Genomic DNA, 23,857 nt, shown 5'->3' on the forward strand with positions numbered 1-23,857 from the left:
CATGCTCAAACGACTCCAGCTTTGTTCAGCCATCATCTTCGGATTGCTCGCGAGCCAGCCGGCTTGGCCGGCCGGCGGCGCCGACGAGCTCAAGCGCTTCGTCAACGACACCCGTACGGTCAGCGCGAAATTCACGCAGATCCAGACCAACGAGCGCGGCGAAAAGCTGGCGAGCAGTTCGGGCGAGATGATTCTTTCGCGCCCCGGGCGTTTCCGCTGGAGCTATACGCAGCCGTACGATCAGCTGATGGTCTGCGACGGGGCGAAGATCTGGCTCTACGATCCGGACCTGTCGCAGGTCACCGTGCGCCCGGCCGCCGAAGCGCTCAGCGGAACGCCGGCTGCGCTGCTCGCGCAGAAGTCCACGCTGACGGATCAGTTTTCGATCGAGGAACTCGGCCAGCGGCAGGGCAGCGAAGGCGTTCGCCTGCGCCCGCTGAACGCCGACGGTGACTTCGAGGCGATCGAGCTCTGGCTGAGCCGAGGAGCGCCCGATCGCATGGTCTTCCTCGACCGCATCGGCAACCGCACCGAAGTGGCCTTCAGCCAGATTCAGGTCAACGGCAAGATCGACGAGACCCAGCTGCGCTTCAAGCCGCCCAAGGGCGTCGAAGTGGTCGAGTCGGGCGGCGGACCGCAGCGGACCACGGAATGACGGCTCGCGGCTCCGGCGGCTCAGCAGCTGGCGGGCGACGCGATCGCGAGGCGCCGAGTTCGGTGCCGCTGGCCGAGCGCATGCGGCCGCGCAATCTCGACGAGGTGGCCGGGCAGGGGCATCTGCTCGGTGCCGGAGCCCCGCTGCGAACGCTGCTCGAAGCCGGTCGCCCGCCGTCGATGGTGTTCTGGGGGCCGCCCGGCGTCGGCAAGACGACCATCGCCCGGCTCGTCGCCCAGCACGTCGAAGCGCGCTTTTTGACGCTTTCGGCCGTGCTCGCGGGCGTGAAGGAAATCCGCGAGGCGACGCAGGAAGCCAAGCAGGCGCTCGAGGGCCTGCACCCGCAGCGCACGGTGTTGTTCGTCGATGAAATCCATCGGTTCAACAAGGGCCAGCAGGACGCGCTGTTGCCGTTCGTCGAGGACGGAACCGTGGTGCTGATCGGCGCAACCACCGAGAACCCTTCGTTCGAGCTCAATTCGGCACTGCTGTCGCGGCTGCGCGTGTTCGTGCTGCGCGCCCTCGACGAAGAGGCGATTCTGCTGCTGCTGCGCCGGGCGCTCGTCGATCCCGAACGCGGGCTCGGCGAGCCGGCCGACGCATTGCCCGAAAGCTGGCTGCAGCGCATGGCCGAGGCCGCCGACGGCGACGCGCGCCGCTCGCTGATCCTGCTCGAAACCGCGGTCGAACTCTGGCGCGCCGAGAACCGCGCCGGCACGCCCAAAAAAGCAGACGACGCTTTGCTCGAACGTCTGCTCGGGCGCGGCTTTCGCCGCTTCGACAAGCAGGGCGAGAACTTCTACGACCAGATCTCGGCCCTGCACAAATCGGTGCGCGGCAGCGATCCGGATGCGGCGCTGTACTGGTTCGCACGCATGCTCGACGGCGGCGTCGATCCGGGCTACGTGGCCCGGCGGCTCGTGCGCATGGCGGTCGAGGACATCGGCCTGGCCGATCCGCGCGCCCAGCAGCTCTGCCTCGACGGCTGGGACACTTTCGAGCGCCTCGGCAGCCCCGAAGGCGAGCTCGCGCTGGCCCAGGCCGTGGTCTACTTGGCCGTCGCGCCCAAGAGCAACGCGGTCTACACGGCCTACAACACGGTGCGCGCGCTGGTCGAGCGCACCGGCACGCTCGAAGTGCCGATGCACATCCGCAACGCCCCGACCAAGCTCATGAAGGATCTCGGCTACAACCAGGGCTATCGCTACGATCACGACGAGGACGGCGCGGTCGCGGTCGGCCAGCAGTTCCTGCCGGACGCGCTCGTCGGCAGCGAGTTCTACGCGCCGACCTCGCGCGGGCTCGAGGCCAAGATCGGCGACAAGCTCGCCCAGTTGCGCGCGGCCAAGCGTGGGGCCGGCAAGTGAATTCGGGTGCTTTCGGCGTGTGGTTCGCCGTAATGTTCGCCGGGGCGCTCGGAACTGGCGCGCGCTTTGGCGTGAACCAGCTGCTGCGCGGCAGCCTGGGCCTGTTTCCGGCCGCGACGCTGGCGGTCAACGTCGTCGGTGGCCTGGCGATGGGCGCGATCGCCGGCTGGGTGCAGACGCGCCAGGAATTCTCTGAAACCCTGCGCCTGGCGCTCGCCACCGGCTTTCTCGGCGGCTTCACGACCTTCTCGGCCTTCTCGCTCGAAACCCTGACGCTCTGGCGCGACGGGCAGGGGATGCTCGCGCTGCTCAACATCGGCGCCAACGTGCTGCTGAGCATCGGCGCCTGCGCGCTCGGCTACTGGTTCGGGCGGGCGCTATAGGCTTTTGGCGCGGTTGGACGAGCCCCAGCGCTTATACTGCGCGCCCGTTTTTCGACTGGACCGTTCCCATGCTGGACCCCAAGCGCCTACGCGCCAATCCGGAAGCGATCGCTCAGCAGCTCGCTCGCCGCGGCTATGTCTTCGACCTGACGCGCTTCAACGAACTCGAGTCTTCGCGCAAGCAGCTGCAGAGTGAAACCGAGAAGCTGCAGGCGGAGCGCAACGCGGGGTCCAAGCGCATCGGCCAAGCCAAGGCCAAGGGCGAGGATGCGGCCCCGATCCTGGCCGACATGGAACTGATCAAGGACAAGCTCGCGGGCAACGAGCAGAAGCTTGCCGCGCTGCAGGCCGAATTCGAAGATTTTCTGCTGCGCGTGCCGAACATTCCGCAGGAATCGGTGCCCGAAGGCCGCGACGAGAACGACAACGTCGAAGTGCGTCGCTGGGGCACGCTGCGCCCCGCCGAAGGCGCCAAGGACCACGCCGATCTCGGCGAGGCACTTGGCCTGATGGATTTCGCCGCCGCCGCGAAATTGACCGGCGCGCGCTTCACCGTGCTCAAGGGTCAGCTTGCCCGCCTGCATCGTGCACTCACGCAGTTCATGCTCGACGTGCACACGCAGGAGCATGGCTACGAGGAGCTCTACGTTCCGTACATCGTCAATTCGGCGAGCCTGCGCGGAACCGGGCAGCTGCCGAAGTTCGGCGACGACTTGTTCACGCTGAGCGCGGGTGACGAAGGCAGCCTCGGCTGGTCGCTGATCCCGACCGCCGAAGTGCCGGTCACCAATCTGCTGCGCGATGAGATCCAGAGCGCCGAATCACTGCCACGCAAATGGGTCGCGCATACGCCGTGCTTCCGCGCCGAAGCCGGTGCGGCCGGCCGAGATACCAAGGGCATGATCCGTCAGCATCAGTTCGAGAAGGTCGAACTCGTGCACGCGGTGACGCCGGAGCGTTCGAACGAGGCGCTCGAAGAGCTGACCGGTCACGCGGAGAAGATTCTGCAGAAGCTTGGCCTGCCCTATCGCGTCGTCGTGCTCTGCACGGGCGACATGGGCGCCAACGCGGCCAAGACCTATGACATCGAAGTCTGGCTACCGTCGCAGAATCGCTATCGCGAGATCAGCTCCTGCTCGAACTTCGAGGACTTCCAGGCCCGCCGCATGCTCGCGCGCTATCGCACAGCCGCAGGCAAGAACGAACTCTTGCACACGCTCAACGGCTCAGGGCTGGCGGTCGGCCGAACCCTGGTCGCGATTCTCGAAAACTATCAGCAGGCCGACGGCAGCATTTCGGTTCCAGAGGCGTTGAAACCGTACATGGGATCGATTACCGCAATCCGCTAGGTTATCAATCGCCGACAAAGAAACGGCCCCAAAAAGGGGCCGTTTCTTTATGTAAGCGGAGAGTTTCAGCTCCCGCGTTCGCGCTCGGAGCTTTCGGAGTTGGCGCCGGAGAAGACTTCCACGACCAGCCCAACGGGCCCCGTCAGCGTGCTGCCATTGATAAACGCAACACCAGGGTTGTTGCTCGGGCTGGCACCAGCAAGAGCGCCGCCGGCACCCGTGTCAATGGTGGCGCCGGCACTGCCGGAAGCACCGCTACCACCGCTCTGAGCCGCGGCGACCGAAATTCCTGACAGCATCAGCGACATGACAGCCGCAACTTTAAGCGTGCCTGACTTCATCATTGCAATGCTCCGTGCAGATCAATCTGCGCTTACTTGAAGGAATAACCGATGCCGACGCTGCCACCGAACTCGACATCCTGACCATACTTCTCGGTCAGATTGATGGCGCCGAGGGTGATGGTCAACGGCAGATACTTGGGCAGCGGAGCGATCGACACGGCAGCGTTCGCGAAGCGTCCGCTGTACTCGCCGATGACCGACAGCCACTGGGTGAAGTAGAACGAGCCCGAACCGAAGACGCCGATGCCATTCTTGTCGGGAGAGTTGAAGACGTTGTCGCCGGCGCCGAGATTCAGGATCGCCACGTGGTTCCCGAGGCGGAAGGCCTTGGTCACCGCGGTGTAGACGCTCGAGCTGTTCGCATTCTTGAAGCCCGAGCTGCCCCATTCCTGAGCGCCCACGACGCCGATGGCGAAAGCGGCATTGCCCGGGAGGTTGGTATGCAGCTTGGCCGCGAACGAGCCGGAGTCACCGAAGGAGTCGTCGCTGTTGTCGCCGGTCAGCGAGGAAAACACCGCGCCGAGTTCCAGGCCGGCGTACTCGCTCGCATCGCCGAGACCGATCACGACGCCCGCGGCACCATCCGAATCGCCGCCGCCCGGAAGGTTGTCCAGCGTCTGCGCGTAAACGCCGGCGCCAACAGCGCCCCAGCTGGCGCCGAAACCGACCGGCGCCTGGAACGAAGCAGCTGCGAGTCCCAACGTCGGGCGGGCAGCAACAGTGGCTGGCGCGGCCGTCTGCTGGGCCGAGGCCTGGGTGGCTGCGAAGAGGCAGGCCATTCCAAGCGTGGCCAAAATCGTTTTCTGCATGCTGACTCCCTATTGCTATTAACTTTTATGAAAATCGACTACGCCCTATTGCAGCGATTATGCCGATCGGTTCTCGGGATTCGCAAGCGGACGCGAGCGAATTCGTGCACTGCAACAATATAGCCTGATAATACTTGCGGAAATTTCCCAGGCAAAGTGCCCGCCTCGGGCGAATTTGGACAGCTTGTTCCCCAGGTTACCGCGCCGCGGCCGTGCGCCGGCGAGCTCCGAGGACGCCCGGAAGATGGTCGGCCGCCGGCTGATAAGCCTGGCTGAAATCATGCAGGGCGGCGATGCATTCGGCGGCGTCCTGGTCTGCGCGAAGCTCGAAGGAATTGAAGCCGCAGCGTTGCAGGCTCTGCATCTGGTCGCGCACCACGGCGTTGCCGACCGCACGCAGCTCGCCCTTGAACCCCAGGCGATCGCGCAGCAGGCGAGCCTGGCTATAGGCCCGGCCATCGGCGAACGCGGGGAAGCTCAGCGCGATCATGGCGAGATGTTGCAACTGGGGCCATTGATGGATCACGTCCAGCGTATTGGGCAACTGCACGCCGAAGCGGGCCGCCTCGGAGGCTGGCGCGGACAGTTCCGCGCTCCAGCGATCCCAGCCGACCAGCACCTTGCCCGACAAGGGTATGGCGGCGTCATCGGCCAGGCGAACGAAGTCGTCTTCGGTGATTGCCCCTTCTCGAACGAGCGTCATGCGGATTCCGCCTCGCTGGCGTAGATGCGCGTCTTGAACGGGGCCATGCCGACGCGGCGATAGCAGGCGAGAAAGCTCTCGTCCTCGCTGTTGCGCAGCTCGAGGTAGATTTCGATGATCTTCTGGATCGCGTCGGCGATTTCGTCGCGTGCGAACGACGGGCCGGTGCGGTCGCCGAGGCTGGCGTCATTCTCGGCCGAGCCGCCGAGCGTGACCTGATACCACTCTTCGCCTTTCTTATCGACGCCCAGGATGCCGATATGGCCGACGCTGTGATGGCCGCAGCCGTTCATGCAACCCGACATCTTGACCTTGATCGGACCGACGTCGTGCTGGTCGTCGAGGTTCTCGAAGCGATCGAAGATTTCCTGAGCGACGCCGATCGAACCGGCATTCGCGAGTGAGCAGAAATCGAGGCCCGGGCAGCAGATGAGGTCGGTCAGCAGGCCGATGTTCGGCGTCGCCAGGCCGAGTTCCTTCAGGCGTTGCCAGACGACATAGAGATCGGCCTGCTTGACGTCGGCGAGCACCAGGTTCTGGTCGTGCGTCGCGCGGATTTCGCCGAACGAGTGGCGATCGGCCAGCTCGGCGACGGCGTCCATCTGCGTCGAGGTGATGTCGCCCGGCGCGACGCCCGAAGCCTTCAGCGAGACGAAGACAATGTGATAGCCCGGCACGCGATGCTCGACCAGATTGCGCTTGGCCCAGGCGGCGAAGGCGCTGTCCTTGGCGAGCTGCTCGGCGTAGGTCTTGTCGTCGGCCGCGCTGGCTTCGTATTCGAACTCGTCGAAGCGCGACTTCATGAACTCGATGTCGCCCGGCGCGAGCTTGAGATCGCCGTCCTTGATCTGTTCCCACTCCGCTTCGACCATCTGGCGGAACTTGTCGGCGCCGGTTTCCTTGACCAGGATCTTGATGCGCGCCTTGTACATGTTGTCGCGGCGACCGAGGCGGTTGTAGACGCGCAGCACCGCTTCGAAATACGACAGCAGATCGAGCTCCGGCAGGAACTCGCGCATCTTCACGCCGATGATCGGGGTGCGGCCCAGGCCGCCGCCGACGTAGACCGTATAGCCGAGTTCGCCGGCTTCGTTGCGGACGATCTGCACGCCGATGTCGTGCACGCGAATGGCGGCGCGGTCGCTCGTGGTCGCCGCGAAGGCGATCTTGAACTTGCGCGGGAGCCAGTTGAATTCGGGGTGGAAGGTCGCCCACTGGCGGGTGATTTCGCAGTACGGGCGAGGGTCGACGAGCTCGTCCTTGGCGACGCCGGCGAGGTGATCGCTGGTGATGTTGCGGATGCAGTTGCCGGAGGTCTGGATGGCGTGCATCTGCACCGAGGCCAGGTCGGCGAGGATGTCGGGAACGCGGGCCAGTTCGGGCCAGTTGAACTGCAGGTTCTGCCGCGTGGTGAAGTGGCCGTAGTCCTTGTCGTAGGTGCGCGCGATGTGCGCGAGCATGCGCAGCTGGGCGCTCGACAGCAGGCCGTAGGGCACGGCGATGCGCAGCATCGGGGCGAAGCGCTGTACATAAAGGCCGTTGCGCAGGCGAAGGGCGCGGAACTCTTCGTCCGGCAGTTCGCCGCTCAGGAAACGGCGCGTCTGATCCCGAAACTGGACGACGCGCTCGTCCACCAGGGATTGATCGTATTGGTCGTAGCGGTACATCGGGTTTCCAAGCTGCTGGTCGCGACAAGGGATGCAAGGCCAGCAGCGAGCCTGCGTCCCCTACAGGGGAGGCGGATTATAGGCCAAGACCTGGATCGACTCGGTTGGCTCGTCCGTTCATGTCAATCCGTCAAAGCGTATGCATTTCGTCGATCAGAGCGCGCGTCTTGGCCGCGCGCTCTTCGTGATCCGGAATTGAGGCCACCGAATCCACCAGCTCGCGCGTCAGATGCGGGGCGAAGGTCTGCATGAATTCGTACATGAATCCGCGCAGGAACAGGCCGCGGCGGAAGCCGATATGGGTGGTGCTCTGCTCGAACAGATGGTCGGCCTTCAGGCAAACCAGGTCGGCGTCGGTTTTTTCGTCGTAAGCCATGTCCGCGATGATGCCGACGCCGAGGCCCAGGCGGACATAGGTTTTGATGACGTCCGCATCGACCGCGGTCAGTACCACGTCCGGGCGCAGGCCGCTCGCGGCAAAGGCCTGGTCGAGCTTCGATCGACCCGTGAAGCCGAACGTATAAGTAATGATCGGGAACTCGGCCAGCTCCTTGAGCGTGAGCCGCGAGACCTGGGCGAGCGGATGATCGGGCTTGATCAGCACGCAGCGGTTCCAGTGGTAGCAGGGCAACATGACCAGCTGCTCGAAGTGTTCGAGCGCCTCGGTGGCAATGGCGAAATCGGCTTGGCCCTCGGCCGCCATCTTGGCGATCTGCGGCGGCGAGCCCTGGTGCAGGTGAAGCGAAACGCGCGGAAAACGGCCCTTGAAGCGCTGGATGACGGGCGGCAGCGCGTAGCGCGCCTGCGTGTGTGTGGTCGCGATCGACAGATCGCCGCGGTCGGTGTCGCGGAACTCCTCGGCGATATTGCGAATGTTCTCGACCTCGTTGAGCAGGCGGTCGGTGTATTCGAGGATGCGCTTGCCGGCCGGCGTGACTTCGGACAGGTGCTTGCCGTTGCGAACGAAGATGTCGACGCCGAGCTCTTCCTCGAGCATGCGGATCTGCTTGCTGACGCCGGGCTGCGAGGTATAGAGCGCATCGGCGGCGGCGGTGACATTGAGGCCGCGGCGGGAGACCTCGTGGATGTAGCTCAGTTGTCGGAGTTTCACGGCATCGTCCACATATTTGAGTCTGTAGAACTCGTTGCATATTCCACAACAAGGCGGTCAACACTGTGCCATATTCTTTTTTTCTTTAAAAGAACACTTGGTTATTCCGTTATGCCGGTTTGTTATTCAAATTTGGAATAAGCATAGATGTTAGTGGTTTTCTTCAAGATAAAAGGCTGTCCAGTTGTTAATGTGCGCGGCTCTTTCTCCTACGTCACACGACATGGATTTCGCATTTGCCTGGGCTGGCCTGGCGGTCGGCATCGCGGTGGGCGCCACGGGCGTTGGCGGAGGATCGCTGATGACCCCGATCCTCATCTTGTTCTATGGCATCTCGCCCACCGTGGCGGTGGGCACCGACCTGCTCTACGCCTCGATCAGCAAGGCTTTCGGCGTCGGCCTGCACGTTCGCAACCGCTCGCTCGACTGGAAGCTCGTCGGCTGGCTGTCGATCGGCAGTGTGCCCGCGGCACTGCTGACTCTGGGGTTCCTGCATTTGCAGCCGCAGGGCAAGGAGCTGGACCAGATGATCAAGCTGGTGCTGGCCGTCGCCATCCTGGTTACCGCGTTATTCACCCTGCTGCAGGAGCCTCTGCTCAGGCTGATCGAGCGCAGCGGGCGTCGACCCATGGCCCTGCCGGATCGGTGGCAGCGACCACTGACGGTGATTTGCGGCGTCGCCATCGGGGCGCTGGTGACCATCTCGTCGGTCGGGGCAGGGGTCATCGGCATGATGATGCTGCTCCTCATCTATCCGAAGCATCCGCCCATTCGCCTCGTCGGCAGCGATCTGGCTCACGCCGTCATCATCACGGCGATCGCCGGCCTGGGGCATGCCGGACTCGGGGCGATCAATTGGCCGATGCTGGCGGCCCTGCTGGTGGGGGCGATTCCGGGAATCTGGATCGGCACCCGCATCGGTTTTCGCCTTAACGAGGCTGTCTTAAAGAAGCTGATTGCCGCCCTGCTGATCCTCGTCGGCAGTATGATGCTTTATAAGCTTCTGTTTTGATTTGATTTTTATTGCCGCTTCAGGCTGAAATATTTCTGTCATCAAAGATTCATACGCTGTGCACGAGCCAATCCCACCATGGCGACGCTCCATAGCCACCTTTGAGGCAGTACATGAACATTAAATCGTTTGCAGTGAGCTTCGGCGCCGTCGCCGGCCTGATGACGGGCGCGGCATTCGCCAAGCTCGATCCCAGCCTTCCCGACTACAAGCCGGCTGCGGGCGTGTCGGGCAACTTCAGCAGCGTGGGCTCCGACACGCTCAACAACGTGATGACCCTGTGGGCGGAAGAGTTCAAGAAGCTCTACCCGAGCGTCAACATCCAGATTCAGGGCGCCGGTTCGGCCACGGCGCCGCCGGCGCTGACCGAGGGCACGGCCAACTTCGGTCCGATGTCGCGCCTCATGAAGGAGCAGGAAATCCAGGCATTCGAGCAGAAGTACGGTTACAAGCCGACCGCGGTCGGCGTTGCCATCGATGCGCTCGCCGTGTTCGTCAACAAGGACAATCCGATCAAGGGCCTGAGCCTGTCGCAGGTCGACGCGGTGTTTTCGGCCACGCGCAAATGCGGTGCCGAGAAGGATGTAACGCGCTGGGGTGATCTGGGCCTGACCGGTGCCTGGGCGACCAGGCCGATCCAGCTCTACGGCCGCAACTCGGTCTCGGGCACCTACGGCTACTTCAAGGAACACGCGCTCTGCAAGGGCGATTTCAAGACCAACGTCAATGAGCAGCCGGGCAGCGCCTCGGTGGTGCAGTCGGTCTCGACCGGTCTGAATGCCATCGGTTATTCGGGCATCGGCTACAAGACCTCGGGTGTCAAGGCGGTTCCGATTGCTTCCAAGGATGGTGGCGAGCTCGAAGAAGCCACCGAAAAGAACGCCATCAGCGGCAAGTATCCGCTGGCTCGCGTGCTCTATGTCTACGTCAACAAGGCGCCGAACAAGCCGCTGTCTCCGCTGGAGCTCGAGTTCTTCAGGATGGTGCTGTCCAAGTCGGGCCAGGCCACGGTCGAGAAGGACGGCTATATCGCGCTCCCGGCCAAGCTTGCGGAGAAGGAACTGGCCAAGCTCAAATAAGCTCGGTCGGCGCGCGCGCAAGAGCGTTCGTCGAGTCGACGGCAAGGCTTCCGCAGTCGTTTCGCAGCCCCCGCTTTTCGCGGGATGCCCATTGAAGACCGTGGCGATCAGGCCGCCGGTCCACGCCGTTTCGGGGCGGCGCCGGCAGGCTCCGGCGTCGCCTCGGCCTTGCACCCGTTCCCTCAAGCAGTTGCGGGAGAGTATCGTGAAGACACCCAGTGTGAAGAAGCTCGTCCCCGTTCCGGTCCTGGCGCTGTTGTGGGGTGCAGGCGTCGGTGCCGCGCAAGCGGCCACTCTCGATACCAAAGGCGGGTTCAAGGTCAAAAGCGATGACGGCGAGTTCGAGGCCAGCCTCGGCGGGCGCATCCAGTTCGATCTCTACGAGCTCAACGAGGACGAAAACGCCATCGCCACCGCCCCGGATGGTCGCTCCGCGGCCTTCGGCAGCGGCACCGGCGCCAACGACGAGCGCAGTTCCACTTATTTCCGCCGTCTCTACTTGACGCTCAAGGGCAAGGCCTACGGCTGGAGCTACAAGTTCGAGCCCGATTTCGCTGGCAACAGCACCAACAACGGCGTCGCCACCGGCAGCAGCAACAGCAGCCGCGACATCGCGTTCCAGGACATCTACATCAGCCACGCGCTCGGATCGGGTGACGTCTTCATTGGCCAGATGAAGCCCTTCCGCGGCATGGAAGAGCTGACCAGCTCCAACGACATCACCCTGATGGAGCGCCCGTTCGCCTCGGCCGCGGGCACTTACGGCGGCGGTTCGAGCCGTGAGTTCCAGGAGGGCATCTTCTACAAGGCGGATATCCGCGATTTCCTCGTCGGCGCGAGCTTCTTCGATCTGCGGCGCGACAATACGCGCCCGACCGAAGGCATCGGCTACAACGGCCGCGTCGTCTATGCCCCGCTGCATGCCGACGGCAAGGTGCTGCACTTGGGGCTGTCGTACAGCGACGAAAATCCTCAGACCAACGGCAACGACGGTTCGGATGACAACATCGGCAGCGCCGCGGCGTACGCAGGCCGTCGCGGTCCGACGGTCGTCCTCGGCACCACCAAAGATGGCGATCACGCACGCACCCTCGGCGTCGAGGTCGCAAGCGAGTTCGGGGCGGCAGAAGTGCAGGCCGAATACATGCTGCAGACCGTCGGCCAGGGAGATGGCGCGCGCGATCAGGACATCCCGGCCTGGTATGTGCAGGCCAGCTACTTCCTGACCGGCGAAAGTCGTCCATACAAGAAGGGCGAGGGTGTATTCGGCCAGCCCAAGCCGGCCAGCAGTTCGCACGGAGCGGTCGAACTTGCGCTGCGCTACGACCACGCCGAAAACAAAGACTCGAACGCGGGCTGCGACGTCGCCATCCCCGCGAGCACGGGCGCCAATCCTCTGCCCGCCACTACGGTCGCGGCCACGCACTGCGAGGCGAGTCTGATCACAGCCGGGGTCAACTGGTACGTCAACCCGGCGGTGCGCTTCATGTTCGACTATCTCAAGGGCGAGAACGACCGCGGTTTTGCCAAGGACAAGCCGCAGGCCTTCACCGCGCGGGCGCAGTTCGCGTTCTGATCGATGCCGCACGACTTTTTCCCGCAGTATTTTTCGCGTAGAAAGCGCAGCCTTACGCTGCGCTTTGTTTCTGCGCCCGCCCGTCATTCGTTGATCGATCCATGAGCGAAGCTCCCACGTCCGACCCCGTCGACCGCGTTCCCCGTTCCATCGTGGCCGGTCGCAGCGGCTATCAGCCGCGTTACCTGAAGGACTTGGCGGCCAAGCTCGTCGTGCTGGTCGGCGGCATCGGCGTGATCGTGGCGCTGCTGCTGATCTTCGTTTACCTGGTCTCGGAAGTGGCGCCGCTGTTCGCGGGCGCGCACTTCAAGGCGCGCCAGTCGTTTCCGGTGCCCGGCGATGCGAGCCCGACGCTGTTCGTCGCCGCCGAAGAGCAGGGCGAGGTCGGCCTGCGCGTGTCGGCCTCGGGCGAGCTGAGCTTTTTCGATCTCCACAACGGCCAGCCGCGCGACACCCAGCACCTGCCGATCGGCGATCGCCAAGTGGGTGAGGTGATCGAGGTCGCCCCCGAAAAAGCTTCGCTCGCGGCGGGGTTGTCGGACGGCTCGGTGCTGTTGTTCACGCCCGAATACAAGGTCAGCTATCCCGACGACCAGCGCCTGATCACGCCGGGCGTGGTCTATCCGAAAGGAGAGGCACCGGTTGCCTTCATGGATCGCGCGCCCATGCACCTCGCCGTGCGTGAGAGCGACGATGCGATGATGATCGCCGGCTCCGATCCGGACGGCAGCATTTCGCTGAAGTCGTTCGAGGTCACCACGGACCTGATGGGCGACAGCAGCGTCACCGAATCGCCGCTGCAGCGCTTCGTTCCGCCGCTCAAGCCCGACATCCTGCTGCTCGATCCGGGCATGCGCTGGCTTTACGCGATCGACAAGGACAGCGGCAGGATCGCGTTCTATCGCGTCGGCGGCGACAAGCCGGCCGAGCTCGTCGAAGTGGTCGACTCGAAGGGCCCGGTCGTCGGGGCGCACTACCTGGCGGGTGGCATTTCGATCGTCGTCGCGCATGCCGACGGCCGCATTTCGCAGTGGTTCCCGGCGCGTCGCACCGAGGGCGCGAACGCCGGCAAGACCTATCTGGCGCACGTGCGCGATTTTTCGCTAGCGGACGGCGCCAAGGCCACGTCGATCGGTGCCGAGCCGCGTCGTCGCGGCTTCGCGGTCGGCGACGACCAGGGCCATGTCTCGGTGTTCTACGCGACCTCGGGCCGGCTGATCCACGAGCAGAAGATGCTCGATTCGGCGGTGCGCTCGCTCGCGTTCAACCCGCGTGCGCAATTGCTCATGGCGCTCGGCGACGACGGCAAGATCGTCGCCTACGACGTCGACAACGAGCATCCCGAAGTCTCGGTCAGCGCGCTCTGGAACAAGGTCTGGTACGAGAGCTACGATGCGCCGCTGTGGCTCTGGCAGTCGTCGTCGGCGAGCGCCGACTTCGAGGCCAAGTTCAGCATGACGCCGCTCGCGCTCGGCACGCTCAAGGGCGCGTTCTACGCGATGATCTTCGCGATGCCGCTGGCGATCCTCGGCGCCATCTTCACGGCCAATTTCATGTCGCCCGAACTGCGCCAGGTGGTCAAGCCGGCGGTCGAAGTGCTCGCCGCGCTGCCGTCGGTGATTCTCGGTTTCCTGGCCGGCCTGTGGCTCGCGCCGTTCGTCGAAGACAACCTGCCCGGCATGTTCCTGGCGTTGCTGTTGCTGCCCACGTCGATTCCGATCTTCGGCTATCTGTGGCTGCGCATGCCGCGCTCGCTGCGCCTGCGCGTTCCGCAGGGCTGGGAAGCCGCGCTGCTGATTCCGGTGATCGTGCTGATCGTCTGGCTCTGCTTCGTGCTCGCCAAGCCGGTCGAAGCGCTCGCCTTCGGCGGCAACATGCAGGCTTTCATGGATCACACGCTCGGCATCGGCTACGACCAGCGCAACGCGCTCGTCGTCGGCATCGCGATGGGCGTGGCGGTGGTTCCGGTGATCTTCTCGATCGCCGAAGACGCGATCTTCTCGGTGCCCAAGCATTTGTCGCTCGGTTCGCTCGCGCTCGGCGCGACGCCCTGGCAGACGCTGGTCGGCGTGGTGCTGCCGACCGCAAGCCCGGGCATTTTCTCCGCCGTGATGATCGGCATGGGCCGCGCGGTCGGCGAAACCATGATCGTGCTGATGGCCACCGGCAACACCGCGGTGACCAACTTCAGCCTGTTCTCGGGCATGCGCACGCTCGCCGCGAACGTGGCGGTCGAGATGCCCGAATCCGAAGTCGGCAGCACGCACTTCCGCCTGCTGTTCCTGTCGGGCCTGGTGCTGTTCGTCTTCACCTTCCTGTTCAATACCGTAGCGGAGCTGGTGCGCGCGCGCCTGCGTCGCAAATACAGCAGCCTGTAGTTCGCACATGGCCAATATCGCAGACGAAATCGCAGCCGCGATGCCCAAGACCCTGGTCGCGCAGGACACGCGCGGCGTGGGCGCCTACGTGCGCTCGGGTGCGCCCTACGTGTGGGTGACGGCGGCCGCCATCGCCTTCGCGTTCATCATCACTTTGTCGCTGCTGATCCTGACGGCGACGCGCGGCCTGCCGCATTTCTGGCCGGCCGATCTCGTGCAGGGCCGTTATCAGGCGACCGGCGAAGAAGCGGTTCCGCTGCTCGTCGAAATCCGCAGCACCGAGGAAGTGACGAGCGAGCGCCTGAAAGGCGCGGGCATGCAGATCACCGACGACAAGCCCCTGCACGAGCGCCTGCTCGTCAAAGTGGCGAATCGCGATGTCTACGGCGCCGACTTCCGCTATCTGCTGTCGGACTGGTTCGTCGAACGCAGCACGCCCGAGAGCGCCGGCGTGTTCGAGCGCGTGGAGTGGGGCAATTTCCACGGGTTTCTCGAAGGCGTCGAAGAAAACGGTACGCGTGTCGCCGATGCCTCGAAGGCCTGGGACGCCTTCGATGAGCGCCTGGATCGCGCCGACGATTTGCGCGGGCAGATTCGCGACATCGAAAAAGGCGAGATCAGCAGCATCAACTACGCGCTCGAGCAGCTGCGCCTCGACGAGCGACGGCTGCAGCTCAAGGGCCGCACGCGCGAAAACGCCGCCGCCGATTACGCCGAGATCGATGACCAGCGCAAGCACGAGCAGGCGAGCTACGAAAAGCTGCGCGTCGAGCTCGACAAGCTCAAGCAGGAGCTCGCGCGCGATACGCTGGTCATCAAGACCGTCGACGGCAACGAGGTCAAACTGCCGCTCGCCAAGGTGCTCGATGGCTATCGCCCGAACGACATGGGCGTGTTCGCCAAGACGATCTTCTTCTTCCGCAAGCTCGGCGAGTTCGTCAGCGAAGACCCGCGTGAGGCGAACACTGAAGGCGGCATTTTTCCGGCGATTTTCGGCACCGTGATGATGGTCATCATCATGTCGATCGTGGTGATGCCGTTCGGCGTGCTCGCCGCGCTGTATCTGCGCGAATACGCCAAGCAGGGCTTCGTCACGCAGGCGATCCGCATCGCGGTCAACAATCTCGCGGGCGTGCCGTCGATCGTCTATGGCATGTTCGGCCTGGGCTTCTTCGTCTACTTCGTCGGAGCTGCCATCGACCGCGCGTTCTACGCCGAATCGCTGCCGGCGCCGACCTTCGGCACGCCGGGCATTCTGTGGTCCTCGCTGACGCTTGCGTTGCTGACGCTGCCCGTCGTCATCGTCGCCACCGAAGAAGGCCTCGCGCGCATTCCGCGCTCGGTGCGCGAAGCCTCTCTCGCTCTCGGTGCGACCAAGGCCGAAACGCTCTGGCGCGTGGTGTTGCCGATGGCGTCGCCGGCGATGATGACCGGCCTGATTCTCGCGATCGCGCGCGCGGCCGGCGAAGTGGCCCCGCTGATGCTCGTCGGCGTGGTCAAGCTCGCGCCTTCGCTGCCGCTCGACGGCGATACGCCCTTCGTGCATCTGGAACGCAAGTTCATGCACCTGGGCTTCCATATCTACGACGTCGGCTTCCAGTCGCCGAACGTCGAGGCGGCGCGGCCGCTGGTGTACGCCACGGCATTCCTGCTCGTGCTGGTGATCCTGGCGCTCAACCTTTCCGCCATCAGCATCCGCAACAGGCTACGTGAGCGGTACAAGGCGCTCGAAGCCTAGACTTCGACAAGCCGCCCTGTGACCGTTTAAAAAGGATTCACTTTGGACAACAAACCCATGACCGGCGTGCAAGACAAGACGCGTTTGACTCACGGCATCGACATGTCGTCGCTGGACCGCATTCCCATGGCCAGCCGCATCGAGAACGAGTCGATCGCGCTCGAGGTGGACAATCTCGATCTCTACTACGGTGCCAAGCACGCGCTGCACGGCATCAACATGAAGATCGCGCGCAACAAGGTCACGGCCTTCATCGGCCCGTCCGGTTGCGGCAAGTCGACGCTGCTGCGCTGCTTCAACCGCATGAACGATCTCGTCGATGGCTGCCGCGTCGAAGGCTCGCTGACGCTCGACGGCAAGAACATCTACGATCGCGATGTCGATATCGCCATGCTGCGCCGTCGCGTCGGCATGGTGTTCCAGAAGCCGAATCCGTTCCCGAAATCGATCTACGAGAACGTGGCCTACGGCCTGCGTCTCGCCGGCATCAACAAGAAGCGCGTGATCGACGAGACCGTCGAATGGGCGCTCAAGGGCGCCGCGCTCTGGGACGAAGTCAAGGATCGCCTCGACGATTCCGCGCTCGGGCTGTCGGGCGGCCAGCAGCAGCGACTCGTGATCGCGCGCGCGATCGCGATTCACCCGGACGTGATCCTGCTCGACGAGCCCTGCTCGGCGCTCGATCCGATCTCGACGCTGAAGGTCGAGGAGCTCATCAACGAGCTCAAGCACAAGTACACGATCGTCATCGTCACCCACAACATGCAGCAGGCCGCGCGCGTTTCCGACTACACGGCTTTCATGTACGTGGGCGATCTGATCGAATTCGGCAACACCGACCAGCTGTTCACCAAGCCGAGCAAGAAGCAGACCGAGGATTACATCACCGGCCGGTATGGGTGAGCCGGCAATAGACGGATTGCCATTGGGCCCTCCCGGCGAACGCCCGGCCAGGGATGGCCGGGCAGGGTTATCCGATAGGCACCGAAGTTGCGCCATGGATGGCGAGAGCTAATCGATCAAACAGGACTCACCATGACCACCCCCGGCTACAAGTCCCACATTTCCAGCCAGTTCAACGCCGAGCTCGAAGACGTGCGCCAGCGCGTGCTGGCGATGGGCGGGCTCGTCGAGCAGCAGATCATCGACGCCACGAGGGCGCTGTTCGACCTCGACGCGGAGCTCGCCGAATCGGTGTTCCGGGCCGACGACAAGGTCGACCAGCTCGAGGTCTACATCGACGACGAGTGCTCGCGCATCCTCGCGCGCCGCCAGCCCACGGCCAGCGACCTGCGCCTGGTGCACGCGGTCATCAAGACGATCACCGACCTGGAGCGCATCGGCGACGAGTCGCACAAGATCGCCAAGATGGCGCATGAGCTCTCCACGCAGGAGCGCATGTACGAAAACATGGTCGAGACGCAGCATCTGGCGCGCCAGGTTTCGAGCATGGTGCGCAACGCGCTCGACGCTTTCGCCCGGATGGACGCCGATGCGGCGCTCTCGGTGGTGCGCGAGGACGCGGTCATCGATCGCGAATACGAGGCCCTGCTGCGCCAGTGCATCACCTACATGATGGAGGAGCCGCGCACGATCGGCCGGGTGATCGACCTGATCTGGGCGGTCCGCGCGCTCGAGCGCATCGGCGACCACGCCAAGAACATCGCCGAGTACGTGATCTACTTCGTCAAGGGCAAGGACGTCCGACACGTTTCGATCGAACAGATGGAGAAGGAAGTCCGCGGTAACTAAAAAATCAGCCAACCGCCCAATTTCAGCGGCGTTCAGCTGCCGTCCGGTTATTTTGCCGGGCCAAGCCGGTATGATGGGGTCGCTCCATGGCGCCTCCCACTAGAAAAAAATCGCCCCTCGTTCCGCGGCAGGTCTGGCTCGGCCTGCTGGCGATGCTGCTTATCGCGGGCAGTGTCGGGCTGGTGGTGTTTTCATTCACCATCGTCAAGCTCGACAAGGACATCCGTACGCGTTTCGCCGGTGTGCGCTGGGCCCTGCCGGCCCAGGTCTACGCGGCTCCACTGGAGCTCTACGCGGGGCAACGCATCACCGGTGGGGCGTTGCGGCACGAGCTCGAGCGCCTTGGCTACCGCTCGACCGAGAACCTCGACGGGCCCGGCACCTTCTCGCTGAGCAAGACCGCGGCCGACATCTATATCCGGGCCTTTCACTTCTGGGACGGCCCGCGCCCCGAGAGCCGCATCAGCGTGAAACTGTCCGAGGAAGGCGTCTCCGACGTGCTCGACCTCGACACCAAGGCGCCGCGCGACATCGTGCGCATGGACCCGATGCTGATCGGCAGCATCTATCCGCAGCAGGGCGAGGACCGCGTGCTCGTCAAGCTCGACGAGGTGCCCAAGCTGCTGCGCTCGGGCCTGCTGGCGGTCGAGGACAAGAGCTTCTACGACCATTTCGGCATCAGCATCAAGGGCGTGTTGCGCGCCATGTTCGTCAACCTGCGCGCCGGCCACACGGTGCAGGGCGCGAGCACGATCACCCAGCAGCTCGTGCGCAACTTCTTCCTGACGCTCGAACGCAGCTGGACGCGCAAGATCAACGAAGTGCTGATGTCCGTTCTGCTGGAACGGCATTATCCGAAGGACGAGATCCTCGAGGCCTACATCAACGAGATCTATCTCGGCCAGGACGGCAACCGGGCGATCCACGGCTTCGGCCTCGCCAGCTACTTCTATTTCAACAAGCCGCTCGGCGAGCTGCGCGACCATGAGATCGCCTTGCTCGTCGGCGTGGTCAAGGGCGCTTCGTACTACAACCCGCGGCGCAACGCCAAGCGCGCCAAGGAGCGCCGCGATCTGGTGCTGCACGTGTTTCGCGACGAAGGGCTCATTAGCGATGCCGAGATGGAATCGGCGATCGCGCGGCCGCTGAGTCTGGCCGGCAGCGGCAAGGGCGGGGTCGAGCGCTATCCGGCTTTCGTCGACCTGGTCAAGCGCCAGCTGCGTGGCCAGTACGCCGAATCCGACCTGACCGACGAAGGCCTGCGCATCTTCACGACGCTGGAGCCGCGCGCGCAGGAAGAGCTCGAACGCAGCATCGGCCAGGGTCTGGCGACGCTCGAAAAGTCCAAGAAGCTGCCCGCCGGAACACTCGAATCGGCCGGCGTGGTGACGAGCGTCGACGGCGGCGACGTGCTCGCGGTCGTCGGCGGTCGCGATACACGCTACGCCGGTTTCAACCGCGCGCTCGATTCGCGGCGCTCGATCGGCTCGCTCGTGAAGCCCTTCGTGTATCTGACGGCCCTCGAGCAGGGCGACCGCTTCAACCTGCATACCTATCTCGAGGACGAGCCGATCTCGCTGCGCCTGCCGACCAAGCAGATCTGGGCCCCGAACAACTACGATCGCAAGCTGCATGGCCCGCAGCCGCTCTACATCGCGCTGGCCCAGTCCTACAACCTGCCGACCGTGCGCCTGGGCCTCGAAGTCGGCGAGAAGAACGTGCTGCAGACGCTCAAGCAGGCCGGCTACACGGGCAATACCGGGCTGGTGCCGTCGATGTTCCTCGGTGCGGTGGACATCGCCCCGATCGAGGTCGCGCAGATGTACGGCACGCTCGCGGCCAACGGCTTCCAGAGCCCGCTGTCCTCGATCCGGGAGGTCACGACCAAAGAGGGCGAGCCGCTCAACCGCTATCCGATCCGGGTCAAGCAGACGCTGTCCGAAGGCCCGGTTTATCTCATCAACTGGGCGATGACCCAGGTCATGCGAATCGGCACCGGCCGCTCGGCCTACAGCAAGATTCCGGGCGACATCGTGCTGGCCGGCAAGACCGGCACCACCGACGATCTGCGCGATTCGTGGTTCGCCGGCTTCGCGGGCGACCGCGTCGGCGTGATCTGGATCGGCCGCGACGACTACAAGCCCATGGGGCTTTCGGGCGCCACCGGTGCGCTGCCGATCTGGACCGACCTCTTCAGCAATCTGAACGTGCGCTCGCTGGACCTGATCCCGCCGCCGGACGTCGAGGAGCAATGGGTCGACACGGTCACCGGCCTCAAGGCCGACGAGGGTTGCCAGAGCCGCCTGATGCTGCCCTACTTGCGGGGTTACGCTCCGGCCAGCTGGGCGCCCTGCGCACGGTCCGCCGAATCCCAGCCCCTGCAATGGTTGCGCGAGATTTTCGAATGAGGATGCAAGGCTTCTACTGTTTTACCGGCCACAAGCTCGCCTCGCTGGGCCTGCTCATATTGGCAGGCTGCGCGAGCAGCACCGGCCAACGCACCGGCTACCCGGCAGGCGGCAGCCAACCCCAGCCGCCGGTCGGCACGGTCTATCCGGCGCCGCAGCAGCCGGCCCCGGCCGCCCCGCAGCAGCCCCGGCAGCCGGTCCCGATCTTGCCGGGTGACCAGACGGCGACGATTCCGCCGCAGAAGACCCCGCCGAACTATCCCAAGAGCGCGGCCGACATCAGCGGCGGCGCCGTGGTGTCGCTCATGAAGCAGGCCAGTCAGGCGCGCGCCGCCGGCCAGTACGATCAGGCCAGCGGGGCGCTCGAACGCGCCGTACGCATCGAGCCGCGCAACTACTTCGTCTGGTCGGCCCTGGCCCGCAACTACCTCGACAAAAAGCTCTACGACAACGCCGAGAGCATCGCGCTGAAGTCCAACAGCCTCGCGCGCGGCAACGTCTACGTTGAACTCGAGAACTGGAAGATCATCACCGAGGCGCGCCAGGCCCAGGGCGATGCCATCGGCGCCCTGCAGGCGCAAGGCCGACTCGACGAGATTCAGCGCAACCTGATCGGCAGCTAGTGGACGAGGTCGATGACTGGTTCGGCGACGAAGGCGTACTCGCGCGCGGCCTGCCGGGTTTCGTTTCGCGCGGCCCGCAGCGCGAAATGGCGCGAGCGGTCGCCGGCGTCATCGACAACGCCGAAACCCTGATCGTCGAAGCCGGCACCGGCACCGGCAAAACCTACGCCTACCTGGTTCCGGCGCTCGTCGCCGGACGTCGCGTGGTGGTGTCCACCGGCACCAAGAACCTGCAGGACCAGCTCTACCGTCGCGATCTTCCGCGCTTGCTCTCCGCGCTCAAGATTCCGGCGCGCACCGCGTTGCTCAAGGGGCGCTCGAACTACTTCTGCATCCAGCGCACGACGCGCGCGATGCAGACGCCCGGCTGGCGCTACGACGACCGCCTGAATCGCCTGCGCGCCTGGGCCAAGACCACCGATTCGGGCGAGCTGTCCGAATTCGGCGACTTGCCCGAGGACGATCCGCTGCATGCGCGCGTGAGCTCGACGGCCGACAACTGCCTGGGCGCCAAATGCCCGGATTTCGCCGAGTGCTTCGTCGTCAAGGCGCGTCGCGCGGCACTGGCGGCCGACCTCGTCGTCGTCAATCACCACTTGCTGTTCGCCGATTTTCTGCTCAAGGACGAGGGCTTCGGCGAGATTTTGCCGGGCTCGGACGCCGTGGTCGTCGACGAGGCGCATCAGCTGCCCGAACTCGCGACCCAATTCTTCGGCGTACGCGTGTCGACGCGCCAACTGCGCGACCTCGCCACCGATGCCCAGAACGAGGCGGACGAGTGGGGCGACCTGCCGGATCTGGTCTCCGCGAGCGAAGCGCTGGCCGACGCCGTGCAGTCGCTCGAAGCGGCTTTCGCCATGATCAACGGCCGGCTCAAGCTCGAGGATTTCGTCGCCAGGCCGATGGTGCCCAAGCTCATCGAAACCACCGAGGAGCGGCTGTTCGAGTTTCGCCAGACCGTGCGCGCCTACGAGGAGCGCTCGCCGGCGCTGTCGGGCGTGTTCGAGCGCGCCGCGGCCGCCTACGAGCGCTGGTCCCTGCTGACCGCGCCCGAGGTGCTCGAAGGCCGCGTGCGCTGGATCGAGGCGCGCGGTCGCGGCGGCAGCTTCCACCAGACCCCGATCGAGGTCGCCGAAAGCTTCGAGAAGCTGCGTCTGACCCATGCCGGCGCGTGGATCTTCACGTCGGCGACCTTGTCGGCGGCCGGCGATTTCGGCCACTTCCAGCGCCAGCTCGGCCTGGAGCGCGCGCAGACGCTCGCGCTCGACAGCCCGTTCGACTACGCCGAGCAGGCGCGGCTGCACCTGCCCAGCGACCTGCCCGAGCCGAACGCGCCCGATTACACCGCGCGCTTCATCGAGGCCGTGGTGCCGATCATCGAGGCCGCGCGCGGCGGCGCCTTCGTGCTCTGCACCAGCCACCGGGCGCTCAAGCAGGTCGCGCAGACGCTGCGGGCCAAGCTCACGCAGAACCTCTACGTGCAGGGCGAGGACGATCGCGCCCGCCTGCTCGAACGCTTCACGAAAGACGGCGACGGCGTGCTGGTCGGCACCGCGAGCTTCTGGGAAGGCGTCGACGTCAAGGGCAGGGCGCTGCGGCTCGTGCTGATCGACCGGCTGCCGTTCGCGGCCCCGGGCGACCCGGTGTTCGAGGCGCGCCTGGCCGCGATCCGCAAGGCCGGCGGCAATCCGTTCTTCGATTACCAGCTGCCCGATGCCGTGATGATGCTGCGCCAGGGTGCCGGCCGGCTGATCCGCGATTCCGGCGATCGCGGCCTGCTCGTGATCGGCGACCCGCGCCTGCGCGGCAAGCCCTACGGCCGCAAGGTGCTCGAAGCGCTGCCGCCGATGCCGCGCGTGAACCGTGACGAGGCCCTGGATTGGGCGGCGACGCTTTAAGCTGCTCCCCGATTTGCTGTTTTCCCGATTTCTCCGACTCCATGCGCCTGCTCGCCGTCGACACCGCCACCGAAGCCTGCTCCGTCGCCCTCTGGCTGGACGGCGAAGCGGTTGAGCGCTACGAAGTCGCCGGGCGCACGCATACCGAACGCCTGCTTCCGCTCGTGCAGCAGCTGCTCGCCGAAACCGGGGTCAGGCCGGCCCAGCTCGACGGCCTTGTCGCCGGCATCGGCCCGGGCAGCTTCGCGGGCGTGCGCATCGCGGTCGGCTTCGTCAAAGGTCTGGCGCTCGCGCTCGACCGGCCGGTCGTCGGCGTCAGTTCGCTCGCCATGCTCGCCCAGGGCGCAATCGAGGCCGGAGCCGAGCGCGTGATGGCCTGCATCGATGCCCGCATGAGCGAGGTTTACTGGGGCGCCTATGAGCGCGGGCCGGGCGGACTGGCACGAGCGCTGTTGCCGGATCGGGTCATGCCGCCAGGCGCCATCGAGGCCGATCTGGTGGCCGGGGTGGTCTGGGTCGCGGCCGGAACCGGCTGGGGCACTTACGAAGCTTTGTTGAAGCAGAGACTGAAGATCGAGCCGAGCTTCATCGACGGCCAGGCGCTGCCGCACGCAGCCGCAGCGCTCCGGCTCGCGCTGCCCGCCTTCGCGAGCGGCCAGGCTCTCAGCGGCGACGAACTCGCTCCAGCCTACCTGCGCGATCGCGTCGCCCTGACGCTGGTCGAGCAGCAGGCCGCGCGCGCGGCCAAGGCTGACGGTGCCGGTTCTGAGCCAGCGAATCCGGCGAATATCTGACCATTTCAGGCCAATCGCATTTTTCGGCACCTGAGCTGCGGAATTCGGCGATAATGGTCACTGGTCCGCGCCGGCCCTCCGCGACGGCAAGCCGTGAACCCCGCCAGGCCCGGAAGGGAGCAACGGTAGCGGTGCACCGGGCGCCGGAGTCAGCTGGCGCGGACCTTCTTCTCACCTTCCGGATCGGCTCCCGGTCCGGTTCATGCAGTCG

The 23,857-nt window shown here is 65.0% G+C and carries 20 protein-coding genes and 1 other RNA gene; 16 read left to right on the top strand and 5 right to left on the bottom strand.

Annotated features, from left to right (window positions below):
- Position 1: 1 nt before the first annotated feature.
- The 4 genes from lolA (at position 2) to serS (ending at position 3,754) form a co-directional block, all read left to right on the top strand.
- Positions 2-655, top strand: a complete 654-nt coding sequence (lolA, locus tag WQQ_RS15250) for an outer membrane lipoprotein periplasmic chaperone LolA (protein WP_007186117.1) — start codon at positions 2-4, stop codon at positions 653-655.
- Positions 652-2,022 carry a replication-associated recombination protein A gene (locus tag WQQ_RS15255; RefSeq protein WP_007186118.1) on the top strand — a complete coding sequence of 457 codons (1,371 nt, stop codon included), beginning with the start codon at positions 652-654 and terminating at the stop codon, positions 2,020-2,022. Before lolA ends, WQQ_RS15255 begins: the two co-directional genes overlap by 4 nt.
- 17 nt (positions 2,023-2,039) lie before the next feature.
- Complete coding sequence (gene crcB, locus WQQ_RS15260; RefSeq protein WP_202800671.1) at positions 2,040-2,405, top strand: fluoride efflux transporter CrcB; 366 nt, start codon at positions 2,040-2,042, stop codon at positions 2,403-2,405.
- 68 nt (positions 2,406-2,473) lie between these two features.
- The gene (gene serS / locus WQQ_RS15265; RefSeq protein ID WP_007186120.1) at positions 2,474-3,754 is read left to right on the top strand and encodes a serine--tRNA ligase; all 1,281 of its coding nucleotides are present in this window, start codon (positions 2,474-2,476) and stop codon (positions 3,752-3,754) included.
- Positions 3,755-3,819: 65 nt separating this feature from the next.
- On the opposite strand, the gene WQQ_RS15270 is transcribed toward serS, so the two are convergent.
- From WQQ_RS15270 to cysB, 5 genes are all read right to left on the bottom strand, one after another.
- Positions 3,820-4,098, bottom strand: a complete 279-nt coding sequence (locus tag WQQ_RS15270) for a hypothetical protein (RefSeq protein WP_007186121.1) — start codon at positions 4,096-4,098, stop codon at positions 3,820-3,822.
- Between the two features lie 29 nt (positions 4,099-4,127).
- Positions 4,128-4,907 (bottom strand): hypothetical protein, encoded by a 780-nt coding sequence (locus tag WQQ_RS15275; RefSeq protein ID WP_007186122.1) that lies wholly within the window; start codon positions 4,905-4,907, stop codon positions 4,128-4,130.
- A 196-nt stretch (positions 4,908-5,103) separates the two neighbouring features.
- Complete coding sequence (locus WQQ_RS15280; RefSeq protein ID WP_007186123.1) at positions 5,104-5,610, bottom strand: DUF934 domain-containing protein; 507 nt, start codon at positions 5,608-5,610, stop codon at positions 5,104-5,106.
- Positions 5,607-7,277: a nitrite/sulfite reductase gene (locus tag WQQ_RS15285; protein WP_007186124.1), complete on the bottom strand. Its 1,671-nt coding sequence runs from the start codon at positions 7,275-7,277 to the stop codon at positions 5,607-5,609. The genes WQQ_RS15280 and WQQ_RS15285 overlap by 4 nt, the downstream gene beginning before the upstream one ends.
- A gap of 130 nt (positions 7,278-7,407) precedes the next feature.
- On the bottom strand, positions 7,408-8,388 hold the full coding sequence (cysB, locus tag WQQ_RS15290; protein ID WP_040454614.1) for an HTH-type transcriptional regulator CysB: 981 nt from the start codon (positions 8,386-8,388) through the stop codon (positions 7,408-7,410).
- A gap of 223 nt (positions 8,389-8,611) precedes the next feature.
- Between cysB and WQQ_RS15295 the strand changes: the two genes are divergently transcribed.
- The 12 genes from WQQ_RS15295 to ffs all read left to right on the top strand — a co-directional run bounded on the left by WQQ_RS15295 (position 8,612) and on the right by ffs (position 23,809).
- Positions 8,612-9,400 carry a sulfite exporter TauE/SafE family protein gene (locus WQQ_RS15295; protein ID WP_007186126.1) on the top strand — a complete coding sequence of 263 codons (789 nt, stop codon included), beginning with the start codon at positions 8,612-8,614 and terminating at the stop codon, positions 9,398-9,400.
- Positions 9,401-9,513: 113 nt separating this feature from the next.
- Positions 9,514-10,479 (top strand): PstS family phosphate ABC transporter substrate-binding protein, encoded by a 966-nt coding sequence (locus tag WQQ_RS15300; protein WP_007186127.1) that lies wholly within the window; start codon positions 9,514-9,516, stop codon positions 10,477-10,479.
- 205 nt (positions 10,480-10,684) lie between these two features.
- Positions 10,685-12,055 (top strand): OprO/OprP family phosphate-selective porin, encoded by a 1,371-nt coding sequence (locus WQQ_RS15305; protein WP_157534706.1) that lies wholly within the window; start codon positions 10,685-10,687, stop codon positions 12,053-12,055.
- 101 nt (positions 12,056-12,156) lie between these two features.
- Positions 12,157-14,433, top strand: coding sequence for an ABC transporter permease subunit (locus WQQ_RS15310; RefSeq protein ID WP_040454211.1), 2,277 nt, complete (start codon positions 12,157-12,159; stop codon positions 14,431-14,433).
- Between the two features lie 40 nt (positions 14,434-14,473).
- Positions 14,474-16,171, top strand: a complete 1,698-nt coding sequence (gene pstA, locus WQQ_RS15315) for a phosphate ABC transporter permease PstA (RefSeq protein WP_040454616.1) — start codon at positions 14,474-14,476, stop codon at positions 16,169-16,171.
- Positions 16,172-16,228: 57 nt separating this feature from the next.
- Positions 16,229-17,074 carry a phosphate ABC transporter ATP-binding protein PstB gene (gene pstB, locus WQQ_RS15320; protein ID WP_374679824.1) on the top strand — a complete coding sequence of 282 codons (846 nt, stop codon included), beginning with the start codon at positions 16,229-16,231 and terminating at the stop codon, positions 17,072-17,074.
- Positions 17,075-17,206: 132 nt separating this feature from the next.
- Positions 17,207-17,923 carry a phosphate signaling complex protein PhoU gene (gene phoU, locus WQQ_RS15325; RefSeq protein WP_007186133.1) on the top strand — a complete coding sequence of 239 codons (717 nt, stop codon included), beginning with the start codon at positions 17,207-17,209 and terminating at the stop codon, positions 17,921-17,923.
- Positions 17,924-18,009: 86 nt separating this feature from the next.
- Positions 18,010-20,331 carry a penicillin-binding protein 1B gene (gene mrcB, locus WQQ_RS15330; protein ID WP_007186134.1) on the top strand — a complete coding sequence of 774 codons (2,322 nt, stop codon included), beginning with the start codon at positions 18,010-18,012 and terminating at the stop codon, positions 20,329-20,331.
- On the top strand, positions 20,328-20,954 hold the full coding sequence (locus tag WQQ_RS23150; RefSeq protein WP_157534707.1) for a tetratricopeptide repeat protein: 627 nt from the start codon (positions 20,328-20,330) through the stop codon (positions 20,952-20,954). Before mrcB ends, WQQ_RS23150 begins: the two co-directional genes overlap by 4 nt.
- On the top strand, positions 20,954-22,852 hold the full coding sequence (gene yoaA / locus WQQ_RS15340) for a DNA repair helicase YoaA (RefSeq protein WP_007186136.1): 1,899 nt from the start codon (positions 20,954-20,956) through the stop codon (positions 22,850-22,852). Before WQQ_RS23150 ends, yoaA begins: the two co-directional genes overlap by 1 nt.
- A gap of 41 nt (positions 22,853-22,893) precedes the next feature.
- The gene (gene tsaB / locus WQQ_RS15345; protein WP_007186137.1) at positions 22,894-23,646 is read left to right on the top strand and encodes a tRNA (adenosine(37)-N6)-threonylcarbamoyltransferase complex dimerization subunit type 1 TsaB; all 753 of its coding nucleotides are present in this window, start codon (positions 22,894-22,896) and stop codon (positions 23,644-23,646) included.
- Positions 23,647-23,713: 67 nt separating this feature from the next.
- An RNA gene (ffs, locus tag WQQ_RS23815) (signal recognition particle sRNA small type) lies at positions 23,714-23,809 on the top strand.
- Positions 23,810-23,857: the final 48 nt, after the last annotated feature.

The organism is Hydrocarboniphaga effusa AP103 (assembly GCF_000271305.1).
In the GTDB taxonomy this organism is placed as follows: Bacteria; Pseudomonadota; Gammaproteobacteria; order Nevskiales; family Nevskiaceae; genus Hydrocarboniphaga; species Hydrocarboniphaga effusa.